This window comes from Pseudomonas sp. CC11G (assembly GCF_056174845.1).
Map to the genome: position 1 here is coordinate 257,068 of NZ_JBWBZC010000003.1, position 15,209 is coordinate 272,276.

Here is a 15,209-nt window from a genome sequence, read left to right on the forward strand (position 1 = left end):
TCACTTATGCCCATGCCGCGCAGGTATGGCGCCGGTGTCCACCTTGCGGCAGGCTAGAGTCCTTCCTTTGGAGCGACTTCACCCATGTCCGAGCCCACCTTCGAACTCACCCCCGAGCTGAAACAGGCGGTACAGGGTTTCTTTGAGCGCATCCCGTTCAATCAGATGCTGGGGATCCGCATCGACGAGTTATCCACCGAGCAAGTGCTGATGTCGCTGCCGATGCAACCGGGGCTGGTGGGTAATTTCGTGCACGGCATCCTGCATGGCGGGGTGATTTCGGCGTTACTGGACGTCACCGGCGGCGCCATGGCTCTGATCGGCGCATTTGAACGGCACCAGAACCTGAGCAGCGGCGAGCGCATGGCGCGGCTTTCGAAGCTCGGCACCATCGACCTGCGCGTGGACTATCTGCGCCCAGGGCGCGGCCAGCACTTCGTCGCCAAGGCGGTTTTGCTACGCTCTGGCAATAAAGTGGCAGTGGTACGCTCGGAGCTGCATGCCGATGACGGCACACTGGTGGCCGTCGGCACAGGCACCTACCTGTGCGGTTAAAGGTTAAGCCAACGCTCAAGAACGGGTTTGGCGTAAGGCGACCAAAAGCATAGCCTTGGCCAGCGGCGCCCTTTAAGATGCCGGAAATGGCAAAGAGCCATCATTGTTGACTGTTAAGCGTCGTTTTTGGGGTTGGAGTTCGTGATGTCACTGCTGCACTTCATGGCTGACATGCCGGCCAACCAGACGGTAATCCTCGATTGCCGGCATGATCCCAGTCTGGTGTTTCTCGCCTACCTGGTCGCCAGTGCCGCCGGTTTTACCGCGCTGGCCATGGCCAACCGCGTCAGCAGCAGCCACACCGTCGGCGGCCGTGAGCTGTGGCGATGGATTGGCGCCTTTGCCCTGGGTGGTGGCATCTGGTCGATGCATTTTATTGCGATGCTGTCGTTCAGCGCGCCGCTGCCTATTGGCTACAACTTCAAGATCACCCTGCTTTCCCTGCTGATCGCCATCAGCGTGTCGTATGCCGTGATGTGGGTGATCAGTCGCAAGCGCCTGGTGGCCTGGCAGTACCTGGCCGCCGCCGTGACGGCCGGAGTCGGCATCGCCACCATGCATTACAGCGGCATGGCCGCCATCGAGTCGGCCGCCACGCAATATTACGACCCCACGCTTTTCACCGTTTCGGTACTGATCGCCATCGGCGCCTCATTGGCCGCCGTGGTGCTGGCGTTCTACTTCCGCGGCAAAACCGGCGAGCGCGCGCACTGGCTGCGCGTGCTGGCCAGCCTGGTGATGGGCGGGGCGATTGCCTCCATGCACTTCACTGGCATGGCCGCCATGACCCTGGCCGTGCCGACCGACCTTTACGCGCAAGTGCTGCAGCCAGTCGCAGAAAGCAGCGAACAAGGCGTGCTGGCCATCTCGATTGGCCTGATCGCGCTGATCATCATCGTCGCCGGCATTGGCGCCAGCTGGGCCGACCAGCGCCTGCGCGAGCAGCACGCCAAGTTGCGCCGGGTTGCGCAACAACTGAACGTGATGACCCAGTACGACCCGCTGACCAACCTCTTCAACGGCCGCGCCTTCACCCAACTGGCCACACGAGCGCTGAGCGCCGTCGACCCGCAGCAGCGCTGGGCCTTGCTGTTTATCGACCTGGACAACTTCAAGCGCATCAACGACAGCCTCGGCCACGCCAGCGGTGACCACCTGCTGCAACTGGTGGCCCAGCGCATACGCTCAGCACTCGGTGGCGAGGACGTATTGGCGCGTTTCTCTGGCGACGAGTTTTGTGTGCTGGCCAAGGTCGAACACAGCTACCAGGCCGAACAACTGGCCAGCCGCATCGTCGATCAGCTGCAAACGCCGTTCAATTTGTCCTGTGGCCAGATCACGCAAACCGCCAGCATCGGCCTCGCCGTCTTCCCGCAAGACAGCAGCGACTACGACGCCCTCTTCAAACACGCCGGTCTGGCGGTGGGTTACTGCAAGCAAAATGGCCGCAACCGCAGCCTGCGCTTCAGCCCGGACCTGGAACACCGCGCCCATATGGACCTGACGCTGGAGCAGGACCTGCGCCGCGCGCTCAACGAGGAAGGGCTGCATGTGCATTACCAGCCCATCGTGTCCTGCCAGACGGGCCAGATCATCAGCCTGGAGGCACTGGCGCGCTGGAACCACCCGCAACGCGGCGCCGTGAGCCCGGAAGTGTTTGCACCGCTGGCCGAGCAACATGGGTTTATCGTTGAGCTGGATTTGTGGGTGGCCGAGCGCGCCTGCCGCGACCTGATGACCCTGCGCAAGGCCGGCTACCCGGAGCTGCGCGTGGCGTTCAACTGCTCGGCGCTGAACCTCTCCAACCGTGCGTTGCCTGCGGCCATCGAACAGATTCTGCTGCGCACTGGCATGGATTCGGCGGGGCTGGTGATGGAAGTCACCGAGAACGCGCTGATGAACAACCTCAATACGGCGGTGGAAATTCTCGAAGAGATTCGCCGCCTGGGCGTGCGGATTTCCATCGACGACTTCGGCAGCGGTTATTCGTCGCTGGCCTACCTGCGCAAGTTGCCGGTCAACAGCCTGAAGGTTGACCGCTCGTTTATCCGCGACATTCCCGCCGAACCCAACGACATGGCGATCACCTCGGCGATCATCGCCATGGCGCACAAGCTGCAACTGATGGTGATGGCCGAAGGGGTTGAGTCCGTCGAGCAGCTGGAGTTTTTGCGCGCCAACGACTGCGATCTGATTCAGGGCTACTTGTTCAGCCGCCCGCTGGCGCTGGACGCCTTGCTGGCCTGGCTGGCGTCGCCGGTGGAAGCCTCGCCTCAGCTCACCGCCTGACGGGCCAGGCGGGTGAGAATGCGGTCCAGCGCATTGGCAAACGCCTGCTTGTCCCGCTCGCCATAAGGCCCCTGGCCGCCGCCGACCTGGCCTTGCTCACGCAAGTCGGTAAACAGATTACGCACCGCCAGACGCTCGCCCATGTTGCCCGCATCGAACTCACGGCCGCGTGGGTCCAGCGCCGCCACGCCTTTTTTCACCAGGCGATCGGCTAGCGGCACGTCGCTGCAAATAACCAGTTCGCCGGGCACGGCGTGTTCCACCAGGTAATCATCGGCAGCATCCGGGCCACTGGGCACCACGATCAGGCGCACGCAGGCGAAGGCCGGCTTGGTCTGGCTTTGCCCGGCCACCAGCAGCACCTCGAACTGACGCTTCAAGGCGAACTTCACCACCTGATCCTTGGCCGCTTTGGGGCAGGCGTCGGCATCAATCCATACGCGCATCGGCGCACTCCTCCATACGTGAAAACAAAAACGGGCGAGCAGTGTGACACTGCTCGCCCGTTTGCCTAGCGCCGGCTGTTACTGGGCGCTTGGTGCCTGCTGACGCGCGCGTGCCGTCACGGCACTGCGGCCATACAGAATCGCGATAGCGATAAGCGCCACGGCCTGTGCTGACAACGAGTAGAGGTCGGCATGCACGCCCAGCCACTCGAACTCAATGAACGGCACCGGGTGAGTACCGAACACGCCCGCCTCTTGCAGCGCCTTGACGCCGTGACCGGCGAATACCACCGACAGGGCGCAGAGCAGCGCGGCGTTGATGCCGAAGAAGATGCCCAGCGGCAACTTGGCAGAACCGCGCAGAATTACCCAGGCCAGGCCCACCAACAGTACGCAGGCGGTGGCGCCACCAGCCAGTACTGCGCTGTGACCCGCCGGGCCAGCCTGCAGCCAGAGGGTTTCGTAGAACAGGATGACTTCGAACAGTTCGCGGTATACCGAGAAGAACGCCAGCATCGCGAAACCGAAACGGCCACCGCCGCCCACCAGACTGCTTTTGATGTAGTCCTGCCAGGCAGCTGCGTGGCGGCGGTCGTGCATCCACACCCCAAGCCACAGCACCATCACGGCAGCGAACAGGGCGGTGCAGCCTTCGAGCAATTCGCGCTGAGCACCGCTGACGTCGAAAAGATACGCCGCCGCGGCCCACGTGAAACCGCCGGCGAGCATGGCCAGGCCCCAGCCGATGTGCACGCTGCGCTCGGCCGACTGTTGGCCGGTATTGCGCAGGAACGCCAGAATCGCGGCCAGTACCAGAATCGCTTCCAGACCTTCACGCAGCAGAATCAACAGCGCCGAAATAAAGCTCAGCGACTGGCTCAGGCCGTCACTACCCAGCAGCTTGGCGGACTCGGCCAATTTGCCTTTGGCGAAGTCCAGCTTCTCCTTGGCTTGCGCAAGCGGCAGACCGTCCTGCAGCGATTGGCGGTAGGCCATCAGGGCTTTTTCGGTGTCTTTACGCACTTGCGCGTCGACGTTGTCCAGCGAGCTTTCCACCAGCTCGAAGCCTTCGAGGTAAGCGGCTACCGACAGGTCGTAGGCCTGGTCGTGGTCGCCACTGCCGTAAGCCGCGAGGCTCTTGTCCAGGGTGACGCTGGTGTAGTCGAGCAGCTGTTGCGGACCGCGCTGCACTACCGGCGGCTGGGCGCGCTGGCTGCGGAACAGCGTAGCGGCCGGCTCCCCTTGGCTGACGGCGATTTCGTCGGGGTCTGGCGCGCCAGTTCGGCGAGGTCGAACACCTTGGGCTTGGCGCCATCGGCCGGCGCCGGTGCGGCGGCAGCCGCTGGAGCGCTGAGGCCGGCGATATACACGGCCAGGTCCCAACGCTGACGCTCGTCCAGCTGGTCGGCGAAGGCCGGCATATCGGTGCCTTCCACGCCCAGGGTGGTGGTGCTGTACAGGTCGTACAGGCTCAGGCGGCCGAGGCGTTTGGCGTCCGTCAGGTTAGACGGCGCGGGCTCCAGGCCGATACCCGCAGGGCCATCGCCGAGGCCGGCATCACCGTGGCAGACCGCACATTGCTGCGCGTAAATCGGGGCGCCGCGGGTAGGGTCCGGGGTAATCACCGGGGCTTGGCTGACTTCATAGGCAGCGGCCACTTGCGCGCTGACCTGCCGCGCCTGGCGGGCAACGACGGCAGCGTCCTGGCGTTGAGCGATGGCATCGTGCAGCCCACTTACGCCCTGCTCGATATCGCCGCGCTGGGCACGGGCCGGCAGCGCCACAATCAGGCCTTGCAGGGTGGTCAGGGCATCGAGTTGTTTCTGATAGCGGTCGCCATCAATCACCTGGCCTGCATTTACCGAATCGGCGTAATCGGCGCCGATGTAGTCGAGCAAATGAATGGCTTGGGCGGTTCCTTCCACCGGGTCAGCGAATGCGTTGAGGCTTAAAACGGACAACAGCGAAAGGAGGCACAACAACAGGCGGGGAGAGGCAAACATGATTCCATCCCAAATAAGAATGGAAGACATTGTTACCTTCCTAACGTTCTCACTCAAGCCTTGTAACAAAGCTTTTCCCAAAGCCAAGCCCGGGAAGAGTGAAAAAATGGCGAGAAACGGAAAAGAAAACGGCGCGATCAGAGCCGATCACGCCGTTATAAATCACGAAGTGCGACTAATTGAATCAGCTAACCGCCCGGCGGACGCTGGCCAGCAAACCAGCCGCGCCGATAAATAGACCGCCGAAGGTGCGGTTCATGATCCGCTGCTGACGCGGGGTACGCAGCAGTCGCAGCACCTTGGATGCCAGCCCGGTATAGCCCGCCATCACGATCAAATCGACGGTGATCATGGTGACGCCCATGGTCAGGTACTGCATCAACTGCGGCGCTTTCGGGTCAATAAACTGCGGCAGCACCGCGAGCATAAAGACCACGGCCTTGGGGTTGCTGACGTTCACCAGAAAGCCGCGAAACACCAGGCTTAGCGGCCGACCGATCGGACGCACAGCGGCGTCATCGGCCAAGTCACTAGGCAACGCGCGCCATTGCTTGATGCCCAGAAACACCAGGTAGAACACACCGAACCACTTGATCAGGCTGAAGGCCAATTCGGAAGCCGAGAGAATCGCGCCGACGCCGGCGGCGACAATGGCGATCTGCAATGCCAGCCCGAGTTGCAAGCCCAGGGCATTCCAGTAACCGCGCCAGAACCCGTATTGCAGCCCAGCCGACATCGAGGCGATGGCGCCTGCACCGGGAGAAAGACTGATAAGCCAACAGGCAACGAAAAACGCCAGCCAAGTTTCCAGCAGCATGGCTGCGAACCTCAGAAATGTGGGAAGGCGCTTACGTTAACGCGCTGTGTGGCGACTGACTAGCACAGTCACCACACAGTTAAGGAGCACAGAAGCCGCTTAGGCGTCCGGGCTGTTTTTGCGCAAATGCACCGGATCGAGATCCTTGTTCGCCGCCCGAGCTCGGGAGGTGCGCATCTTGATGTTGATGGCTTCCACCGCCAGCGAGAACGCCATGGCGAAGTAGACATAGCCCTTAGGCACATGCACTTCGAAGGCTTCGGCGATCAGCACGGTACCGACCACGATCAGGAACGACAGGGCGAGCATCTTCAGCGACGGGTGCTTGTCGATGTATTCGCTGATGGTGCTGGCCGCCAGCATCATTACGCCGACCGAAATCACGATGGCCGCGATCATCACCGGCACGTGTTGCACCAGGCCCACGGCGGTAATCACCGAGTCGAGGGAGAAGATGATGTCGATAATGGCGATCTGCGTGATGATCCCCATAAAGCCATACACCTTGCCGCCGGCCTTGGCTTCCTCTTCCGCGCCTTCCAGGCCGTGGTAGATCTCGGCGGTGCTCTTGAACAGCAGGAACAGGCCACCGAAAAACAGGATCAGGTCACGCCCGGAGATGCCTTGGTCGAACACGGTGAACAGATCCGCCGTCAGGCGCATCACCCAGGTGATCGACAGCAACAGCAGAATCCGCGTGCCCATGGCCAGGGCCAGGCCGAAGAAACGCGCTTTGGGTTGCTGCTCGATGGGCAGACGGCTGACCAGAATCGAGATGAAGATGATGTTGTCGATGCCAAGGACGATTTCCAAAGCGGTCAGGGTCGCAAATGCGATCCAGATCTCTGGACTCATTAGCCATTCCATAGTGTTGCCTCAAAAGGGATAAGTAGAACCCGCGAGGTTCTTTGCCTTAGTCGACCTGGGCCAGTTGTTGCTCGAGGCTTTCCAGGTGTTCCAGCGCCAGCATCCAGGCCTCTTCCAGCTCGCCTTCGCGGGCCTTCATTTGGCTTGTTCGGCAAGAAGATCGCGTAATTCGTCTTTACGTGATGTTTCATAAATCGCCGCATCGCCGAGTCGCTCTTGCACCTTCGCCAGCTTTTCGTGCAGCTGACCCAATTCCTTTTCCAGCTTTTCCGCTTCGCGCTTATGCGGTGCCAACTGTTGGCGCAAAGCCGCGGCGGCCTGGCGCTGGGCACGCTTGTCGGTTTTGTCGGCGGCCGGCGCACTGCTGCTAACTGGAGCTTGGCGTGCGCGGTAGTCGACTAACCAACGAGCATAGTCGTCCAGATCGCCGTCGAATTCCTGAATGCGCCCTTCAGCCACCAACAGAAATTCGTCGGTCGTGCTTTTGAGCAAGTGGCGATCGTGGGAAACCACCACCACGGCGCCTTCGAATTCCTGCAACGCCATGGTCAGCGCCAGGCGCATTTCCAGGTCGAGGTGGTTGGTCGGTTCGTCGAGCAGCAGCAGGTTAGGTTTTTCCCAGGCGATCAGCGCCAGGGCCAGACGCGCTTTTTCGCCGCCGGAAAAATTCAGCACCGGCTCGTCGCAGCGCGGGCCACGGAAGTCGAAACCGCCGAGAAAATCCCGCAGGGTTTGTTCGCGCTCGCCCGGCGCAATACGTTGAAAGTGCAGCAACGGGCTGGCTTTGTTATCCAGCGAGTCGAGCTGATGCTGAGCGAAGTAGCCCACCACCAGGTTTTCGCCGCGCACCAGCCGGCCACCAATCACCGGCAATTCGCCCACCAGGGTTTTGATCAAGGTGGACTTACCCGCGCCGTTGGGGCCGAGTAAACCGATACGCGCACCCGGCACCAGGCCGAGCTTGGCCTTTTCCAGAATCACTTTTTCGCCATAGCCGAGACGGCCATCGGAAAGGTTTAGCAGCGGGCTGGAAATCTTGTCGGCTTCGCGGAAGGTGAAGTCGAAGGGCGAATCGACGTGAGCGGCGGACAACTCTTCCATCCGCTCCAGGGCCTTGATTCGGCTTTGCGCCTGACGCGCCTTGGTCGCCTGCGCTTTAAAGCGGGCGATGTATTTTTCCATGTGCGCGCGCTGCGCTTGCTGCTTCTCGTAGGCCTGTTGCTGCTGCGCCAGGCGCTCGGCACGGGCGCGCTCGAACGCGGTGTAGCCGCCGCGATACAGCACCAGCTTGCGCTGATCGACGTGGGCCACGTGGTCGACCACGGCATCGAGAAAATCGCGGTCGTGGGAAATCAGTAGCATGGTGCCGGGGTAGTTTTTCAGCCACTCTTCAAGCCACAGGATCGCATCGAGATCCAGGTGGTTGGTGGGTTCGTCGAGCAGCAGCAAATCGGACGGGCACATCAGCGCCTGCGCGAGGTTCAAACGCATGCGCCAGCCACCGGAAAAGCTGCCGACCGAACGGTCCATCTGTTCGTTGCTAAAGCCCAGACCGGCGAGCAATTTGCGTGCACGGGCATCGGCGGTGTAACCGTCGGCGGAATCCAGTTCGGCATGCAGGCGCGCTTGGGCGGCGCCGTCATGGGCCGCTTCGGCAGCGGCCAGGTCGTGTTGCACCTGGCGCAGGCGCACATCACCATCGAGCACGTAGTCCACGGCGATTCGGTCGACCTCGTCGACCTCCTGGCGCATATGGGCGATTCGCCAATCGGCAGGCAGGAAGCAGTCGCCGGAGTCGGGCGTCAGCTCACCGCGCAGCAAGGCGAACAGGCTGGATTTGCCGGCGCCGTTGGCACCGATAAGGCCGGCTTTGTGACCGGCGTGCAGGGTGAGCTCGGCGTCTTCCAACAAACGCTGCGGGCCACGCTGTAGAGTGAGGTTTTGTAGTCGAATCATAATGGCGGCGGAGTCTACCAGCTTCGTTCGCACATCGCCTGGAAAGCACCATGCCCTCTGACCTGTGGAGTTTCGCCAAGACCTTGTATGCCCAACCCGGCATCGAGGCCGCCTGCCTGCATTTGCAGCAGCAAGGCGCGGATGTATGCCTGTTATTGGCCGGCGTCTGGCTGCAACAGCGCGGGGTGGCGTGTACGCCGGCACGGGTCGCGGCGCTTGGCGAGCTGGCCGAGCCTTGGCAGCGCGAGGTGATAACGCCGCTGCGCCAATTGCGTCAGAGCTGGCGTGAAGCAGCCGGCCACGACGAAGCGCTGCGCAGATTGCGCGAAGAGATCAAGGCGTTGGAGTTACAAGCGGAGCAACAGCTGCTGGCGCGCATGCAGAGGGAGGCGGCCAATTGGCTGAAGGGTGAAGCAGAAGGGGACTGGTTGACCGCCGTGGCGGGCCAGCATGACCCCGACGCGCTGCAAGTGCTGCGCGCCGCGATCACTCACACTTAGGAAGCGCTAGGTACGCCGCTGCCATTGGTGACAGGTGCTGCTGCGGCCGGTGCTGCAGGCGCAGCTACCGGAGCCGGGGCGGCGGCCGGTTTTGCTGGCACAGCAGGCTTGGCAGCGACTGCTGGTTTAGCAGCAGGTTTGGCGGCCGGCTTGGCGACAGGTTTAGCCGCGGGTTTCGCAGCGCCAGCAGGTTTCGCTGCAGCCGGTTTGGCCGGTGCTTTCACTGCGGGTTTAGCGGCAGGCTTGGCAGCTGCTTTCACCGCTGGTTTTGCCGCTGGCTTGGCAACAGGTTTAGCCGCGGGCTTGGCCGCGACTTTTGCTGGCGCTTTGGCAGCAGCAGGTTTGGCTGCTGGTTTAGCGGCTGGCTTGGCGGCAGCTTTTGCAGCGGGTTTTGCTGCAGGCTTGGCGGCCGGTTTTGCAGGGGCCTTGGCCGCTGGTTTTGCAGCGACTTTCGCCGGTGCTTTAGCAACGGGTTTGGCGGCGGCTTTTACTGGTGCTTTGGCAGCGGTTTTAGCCGCTGGCTTGGCGACAACTTTTGCCGGTGCTTTGGCAGCAGCTGGTTTGACTGCCGGCTTAGCGGCTGGCTTGGCTGCCGCTTTGGCGGGTGCTTTTGCAGCGGGTTTGGCGGCTGGTTTTGCAGCGGGTTTGGCGGCTGGTTTTGCAGCGGCTTTTGCCGGTGCCTTGGCAGCTGGTTTAGCCGCTGGCTTAGCAGCAGCTTTCGCCGGCGCTTTGGCAGCTGGTTTGGCGGCAACCGGTTTCGGTGCAGCGGTGCGAGCGGCCAGCGTCTTCACGACCGACTCTTTTACCTTGCCAACACCCTGGGCCAATTTCAGGCTTTCCTGGGCGTCGCGCTTGAGTTGCACGATGTAGTTGCGGGTCTCGGCCTGGCTGGCTTTGAGGGTGTCGAGCAAGGTTTCCAATTCGCCTACAGCCTTCTTGGCTTTGGCTTGTGCCTTGTTCTTGCCAGCAGTGGCGGCCGCCTGCAGCAAGCTGCGTGCGTCGTGCAGTTTTTCCTGGGCTTTACCGCGTTGTTTTTCCAGTTTGGCGAGCAGCTTTTCAGCGTCGACCAAAGCCTGGGAACAAGCACTTTCAAGATGATCCAGCAGGCTTTGGGAAAGCTGCTGCAGCAGATGCAAAGGAGTAGTTACCGATTTCTTATTGGCCGACATGACGCGCCTCCTGGCGAACGTTGGTGCGGCCCATACTAGCCGGGTGTTTCGCCGCTCGCCAGTTCTGCAATCAAGGCTGGCATAATCGCCGCACTTATCGTTCGGAGAACGTCCATGTCGCGCTGTCTTTTTTTGGTTTTTTTCCTGCTTATTGCTCCCGTCCACGCGGAAGAAAATCAGCACGACCTGGCCTACAGCCTTGGGGTAAAACTGGGCCAGCGCCTGCGTGAAGAAGTGCCCGATCTGCAACTGCAAGCACTGCTCGATGGTCTACGCCAAGCCTATCGCGGCGAGCCCTTGCAGCTTGATGCCAAGCGCATGGAACAACTGCTGGCAGACCACGAAGCCAAGCTCGCCGCCGCCCCTGTTGAGGACCAACAAGCCGTGCAAGCCGAGACGCGTTTTATGGTCAACGAAAAAGCCAAGGCCGGCGTTCACCAACTACCCGGTGGCGTGCTGTACAGCGAACTGGTGCATGGCCAAGGCAAAAGCCGACTGCCAAGGGCCGGGTACGAGTGAATACGTGGGGCGTTTTGCCGATGGCGGCGTGTTCGACGAGAGCACTCAACCGGTGTGGTTCAAGCTCGATAGCGTGATTGCCGGTTGGCGAATTGCGTTGCAGGAAATGCCGGTGGGCAGCAAATGGCGACTGGTGATTCCATCGGCTCAGGCGTATGGCAGCGAGGGCGCCGGCGACTTGATTCCGCCCTACTCACCCTTGGTATTTGAATTGGAATTGCTTGAGGCCGCCGACTGAGCAGCGGCCAATTCGTGGTGTTAGCAGTACGACTCAGACGGCGGGCGCGGTCTGCTGCTGATGGGCGTTGTGCAGCACTTCGATCAGGCAGTCTTCCAACTCGAAACGTTCATGGAGCATCTGCCCCAGACGTTTCAATTCGGCAGCCACGGCGGCGGCGTCACTGCAATCACCTTTGTCGCAACGATCATTGAATGCCAGCGCCACTTCGGTGATGGCTTCAATGCGTGGGTAGATCTGCTTGGCCAACTCCAGCCCACGCTCGTCACCGAACGCTTTGGCTTCATTGGTGAGTTGTTCGTAGACCTCGAAGTGGCCAGCGGATACGTAATCCACCAGCACTTCGCAGAAGCGTTGCAGGGCCTGCTCATTGGCGGCCAGCGCAGCGTCCTGGTCATGCAGTACATCGAAACTGAGCACCAGTTCGTGGCGTTCTTTCAGCCAACGGTCGATTAACAGATGCACCCCACCCCAGCGTTCTTGGGCGTTCTGACAGCTCTCGAGCATGATGACTTCACTCCCCTTGATCGTAATGCTGTTATACGTCTGCTCCGAGACGGTTTTTTGTCATCCGGTGCTTCACAACGGCATTTTACCGACGCTTTGTGATGGCCAGATTATGCCCGCCCGTCGACGCCCACAAGGCGCCCCGAGAGAAAGTTTCATACGAGCGTTTGATCTGAATGCCGCATGCGGCTTGGCCTGAGCAATTGCCCGGGCCGGGGAATACGGCGGCCTTGAGCCGCCGCAGAGGAAGGCTCAGGCGCGACGCAGGAACTGGTAGATCGAGAAAATGACCATGCCGATAAAGGCCAGCAGGCACCATTCGGCCAGGCTCATGCCGAACAGTGTCCAGGTAACTTCGGCGCAATCGGCGGTGCCGTGGAGCACCCACGCCACGAACTTTTCGAAGGGCAGCGCTTGCAGCATGTAATCGAAATTGGTCGGCATGCAGGAGGCCATCGGATCAGGCGGGGTGTTCTGCAACCAGATCTGCCGCACCGCCGCGGCACCGCCGGCAGCAGCCGACAGGAAGGTAAGCGCCGAGTACACCCTACGACCACCGCGCGCGGGGTTGTGCAGTGCCGCCAGCAGCGAGAACACACCAAAGGCAATTACACACAAGCGCTGCACGATGCACAGCGGGCAAGGCTCCAGGCCGACCACGTGCTCGAGGTACAACGCGCCGCCCATCATGGCGACGCAGGCAAGGAAGGCTAGGAAGAACAATGAACGCGGGCTGGCCAGCGACATGACAACTCCGGAGGAGGCAAAGAAAGGCGGTACGTTAGAGCAAAGCTCCTGCCGCTTACAAGCCAGCGCCAGGCAGTGGCCATCGGCCTTTTGCTACCGCGTATCCGCTCCCCACCCGCCGCAACGCAGAACGCACGGCAGCTGGAGGAGATCGGGCAGGTTACAAACGGGACAAAACGCCGCGCGCTCAGGCGCCGGCGTTTTCAGGCAATGGCAACTCGGGCAAGCGCTGATCCAGCAAACTCAAGCCTTCCTGGAACAACTCATTGCTGCGCTTCACCTCGCCCTGTTGCGCCAGCAAGCGCGCCAGTTCAGCGCACGCTTGCGGATGACGGGCAAAGCTCAGGCTGCTTTCGAAGTACTCACGCGCTTTGCCCCACAGATGATTCTGCAAGCACAGACGGCCCAGGCAGAGCAGGAGCACAGGGTCTGTCGGGTTGGCCTTCAACCAGCCTTCGGCGGTTTGCAATTGCTTGGCCGCATCACGCCCGCGCACCACGCCATACAGCTCCACCAGACGGCTGTCGTACTGCCGCGCAATGGCCGCACGCAGCACCTCTTCGGCTTCTTCCGGCGCACCCAGCACACGCAATTGCTCGGCATAAACGGCCACCAACTGCGGCTCGCTGCGCTGACTTTTGGACAGGTGTTGCCAGGCCTGCGTCAGTGGCTGCAAGGCGATCTCGCCGTTGTTCAGGCCATCGCTGGCGGCGCTTGCCAGGCGTGCACTCCAGGCTTGCTGTTCGAGCGTACTGAGCTCCGCATCGCCTAGCACTTTGTCTTTGCGCAGGTCCGGCAATAGTGCGATCACGGCTGGCCAATCACCGCGTTGTTGATGCACCTGCTGCAAATGCTTGAGCACCTGGCGATGGTGCGGATGGCGGTCGCGCATCACCTGCAAGGTTTCCAGGGCGGCCTCGGTTTGCCCGCGCGCTTGCTGCAATTCGGCATGGGCCAAGGCAATCGCCAGCTCGGCGTGGGGCTGACGCTCCAGGGCTTTTTCCAGAAAGCCGTCGCTCTGCTCGTAGTCGCCCAGTTCGTTGGCGGCGCGAGCAGCACCGAGGTAATAAATCAGCGGTTGTTTGTCACCATCGGCGGCACGCTGCAGATGGCGCACGGCGCGCGCCCAGCGTCCTTCGGCGAGATCGAGCAAACCCTGCTCGCTGGACAGTTGCACACGGCGCTGGCGGTTGCGACGCGACCACGGGTTGACCACCCCGCCGGACACGAACACCAGGCTCAGCAGCAAGCGCACCAGATACACCGCCAAGGCCACGACTGCGATGACCGTCAGGGCCGCCCACAGGCTCGATTCATAGCGGAAGTTTTTATAGGCGATCAGCACATAGCCAGGGTCTTCGACCACTGCCAGGCCGATCAGCACCGCGAGCGCAATTAGAAGCAGGAGAACCAGCAGCACACGTCTCATGGGCTGACTTCCTCCAGCTCATCGTCAGCCGCGGGCTGGTCGCTCTGCGCTTTCTTTTCGTCTTGCAGCTTCTGGCTAGCGTTCTGCCGGCGCTGTACATAGGCGCGCACAGCGTCGGTCGCCGGAGTCAGATCCGGCATGGCGACCGCCACCGGCTGGCCAATCAACTCGTCGATACGCGCGAGCAAGGCGCGGCTGTCCGGGTTCTCCGGGTTGAAGTAGCTTTCCAGCACATTGCGCGCCTGGCTCATCGCCTGGCGGTACACCTCGGGCTTGCCGTTAAGCGCGGCCCACTGCGCTTGCTCAAGGGCCAGGGTCAGCGCGAGGCGAACTTGCGTCAGACTTTGGCCAGCCAGCAGCGGCTTCACGTTCTGGTCGGCATGGAAATCGATGCGGATATAACGCGAGAGTTTTTCCAGCCACTCGGCCCACCAACCTTGCCCGTCACCCTCGGCGGCAAAATTGAATTGCTCGCCTTTGCTGCCGAACGCCGGCACCAGCGTGCTGAGCTGGGCGGCTTGTTCGCGCATGGCGCCCAATTGCAGAAACAGGCCGGTGCGATCCAGCGCGGTAATGCTGCGCAGGGCCACCAGGGTTTTGGCTAGTTGTTCACGGGCGGCATAGGACGCAGAGTCGTCCTGGTCGCGCAGAATTTCATCGGCGCCCTGCACCAGCACCGCAGCACTGGCTACATCCTGCAGTGCGGAAAGACGCAGCGCGGCCAGGCGCAACAAGTGCTCGGCTTCGGCCAGACGCCAATCCTGGCGGCTGGCGCCCAGCACGCTTTCCACGCGCTCGCTGAGGTGTTGTTGATCACCCTGCAACTGCGCCAGCAAGCGGCGGCGGCTTTCCAGTTCCTGCGGGTCGGGCAACGCGGCCACGCGATCCGTCAGGCCCTGCTCGCGCTGGGTCAGTAACTGGGTTTGGCTGCGCGCTTGCTCAAGTGCCGACAGTTGTTGTTGATCCTGACCTTGCAACAGGCGCACCTGCCACACACTCCAGCCACCGACGGCCACACCCGCAGCACCGATCAGCAGCGCCAGCGCCGCCAGACCGTTACCACGCTTGGCAGGCACCGGTTTGGGTTCGGGAGAAAGGGGCGCCGTCAGCGCAGGTTGCGTGTCATCTTTCGGGGAGGTTGCTTCGCTCACGTATCCGTCCTGTGCA

At 61.8% G+C, this 15,209-nt stretch carries 11 protein-coding genes and 3 pseudogenes; 4 read left to right on the forward strand and 10 right to left on the reverse strand.

What is annotated here, in order from left to right; genetic code table 11:
• Positions 1 to 84 precede the first annotated feature (84 nt).
• Both AC0V2S_RS05795 and AC0V2S_RS05800 read left to right on the forward strand, forming a co-directional pair.
• Positions 85 to 555 carry a thioesterase family protein gene (locus AC0V2S_RS05795; protein WP_475508898.1) on the forward strand — a complete coding sequence of 157 codons (471 nt, stop codon included), beginning with the start codon at positions 85 to 87 and terminating at the stop codon, positions 553 to 555.
• A gap of 144 nt (positions 556 to 699) precedes the next feature.
• Positions 700 to 2,844, forward strand: a complete 2,145-nt coding sequence (locus AC0V2S_RS05800; RefSeq protein ID WP_475508899.1) for a putative bifunctional diguanylate cyclase/phosphodiesterase — start codon at positions 700 to 702, stop codon at positions 2,842 to 2,844.
• Here AC0V2S_RS05800 and AC0V2S_RS05805 read toward each other — a convergent pair.
• The 5 genes and pseudogenes from AC0V2S_RS05805 to AC0V2S_RS05825 all read right to left on the reverse strand — a co-directional run bounded on the left by AC0V2S_RS05805 (position 2,829) and on the right by AC0V2S_RS05825 (position 8,933).
• On the reverse strand, positions 2,829 to 3,290 hold the full coding sequence (locus AC0V2S_RS05805; protein ID WP_475508900.1) for a YaiI/YqxD family protein: 462 nt from the start codon (positions 3,288 to 3,290) through the stop codon (positions 2,829 to 2,831). The genes AC0V2S_RS05800 and AC0V2S_RS05805 overlap by 16 nt on opposite strands.
• Positions 3,291 to 3,368: 78 nt before the next feature.
• A pseudogene (locus AC0V2S_RS05810) lies at positions 3,369 to 5,293 on the reverse strand (FTR1 family protein).
• A gap of 184 nt (positions 5,294 to 5,477) precedes the next feature.
• Entirely contained in the window at positions 5,478 to 6,110 is a 633-nt protein-coding gene (rhtB, locus tag AC0V2S_RS05815) for a homoserine/homoserine lactone efflux protein (protein ID WP_475508901.1), read from the reverse strand.
• A 99-nt stretch (positions 6,111 to 6,209) separates the two neighbouring features.
• On the reverse strand, positions 6,210 to 6,977 hold the full coding sequence (locus AC0V2S_RS05820) for a TerC family protein (protein WP_475508902.1): 768 nt from the start codon (positions 6,975 to 6,977) through the stop codon (positions 6,210 to 6,212).
• A gap of 46 nt (positions 6,978 to 7,023) precedes the next feature.
• Positions 7,024 to 8,933, reverse strand: a pseudogene (locus AC0V2S_RS05825) (ATP-binding cassette domain-containing protein).
• A gap of 50 nt (positions 8,934 to 8,983) precedes the next feature.
• Between AC0V2S_RS05825 and AC0V2S_RS05830 the strand changes: the two are divergent.
• Positions 8,984 to 9,433, forward strand: coding sequence for a TIGR02444 family protein (locus AC0V2S_RS05830; RefSeq protein WP_475508903.1), 450 nt, complete (start codon positions 8,984 to 8,986; stop codon positions 9,431 to 9,433).
• On the opposite strand, the gene AC0V2S_RS05835 is transcribed toward AC0V2S_RS05830, so the two are convergent.
• Positions 9,430 to 10,602 (reverse strand): AlgP family protein, encoded by a 1,173-nt coding sequence (locus AC0V2S_RS05835; RefSeq protein WP_475508904.1) that lies wholly within the window; start codon positions 10,600 to 10,602, stop codon positions 9,430 to 9,432. The two genes, AC0V2S_RS05830 and AC0V2S_RS05835, sit on opposite strands and share 4 nt — an antisense overlap.
• Before the next feature lie 114 nt (positions 10,603 to 10,716).
• Between AC0V2S_RS05835 and AC0V2S_RS05840 the strand changes: the two are divergent.
• Positions 10,717 to 11,359, forward strand: a pseudogene (locus AC0V2S_RS05840) (FKBP-type peptidyl-prolyl cis-trans isomerase).
• 33 nt (positions 11,360 to 11,392) lie between these two features.
• On the opposite strand, the gene rsd reads toward AC0V2S_RS05840, so the two are convergent.
• The 4 genes from rsd to AC0V2S_RS05860 form a co-directional block, all read right to left on the reverse strand.
• Positions 11,393 to 11,866, reverse strand: a complete 474-nt coding sequence (gene rsd / locus AC0V2S_RS05845) for a sigma D regulator (RefSeq protein ID WP_475508905.1) — start codon at positions 11,864 to 11,866, stop codon at positions 11,393 to 11,395.
• Positions 11,867 to 12,118: 252 nt separating this feature from the next.
• Positions 12,119 to 12,613 carry a disulfide bond formation protein B gene (locus AC0V2S_RS05850; protein ID WP_475508907.1) on the reverse strand — a complete coding sequence of 165 codons (495 nt, stop codon included), beginning with the start codon at positions 12,611 to 12,613 and terminating at the stop codon, positions 12,119 to 12,121.
• Positions 12,614 to 12,800: 187 nt separating this feature from the next.
• The gene (locus AC0V2S_RS05855) at positions 12,801 to 14,042 is read right to left on the reverse strand and encodes a heme biosynthesis HemY N-terminal domain-containing protein (protein WP_475508908.1); all 1,242 of its coding nucleotides are present in this window, start codon (positions 14,040 to 14,042) and stop codon (positions 12,801 to 12,803) included.
• Positions 14,039 to 15,193, reverse strand: a complete 1,155-nt coding sequence (locus AC0V2S_RS05860) for a uroporphyrinogen-III C-methyltransferase (RefSeq protein ID WP_475508909.1) — start codon at positions 15,191 to 15,193, stop codon at positions 14,039 to 14,041. The genes AC0V2S_RS05855 and AC0V2S_RS05860 overlap by 4 nt, the downstream gene beginning before the upstream one ends.
• Positions 15,194 to 15,209: the final 16 nt, after the last annotated feature.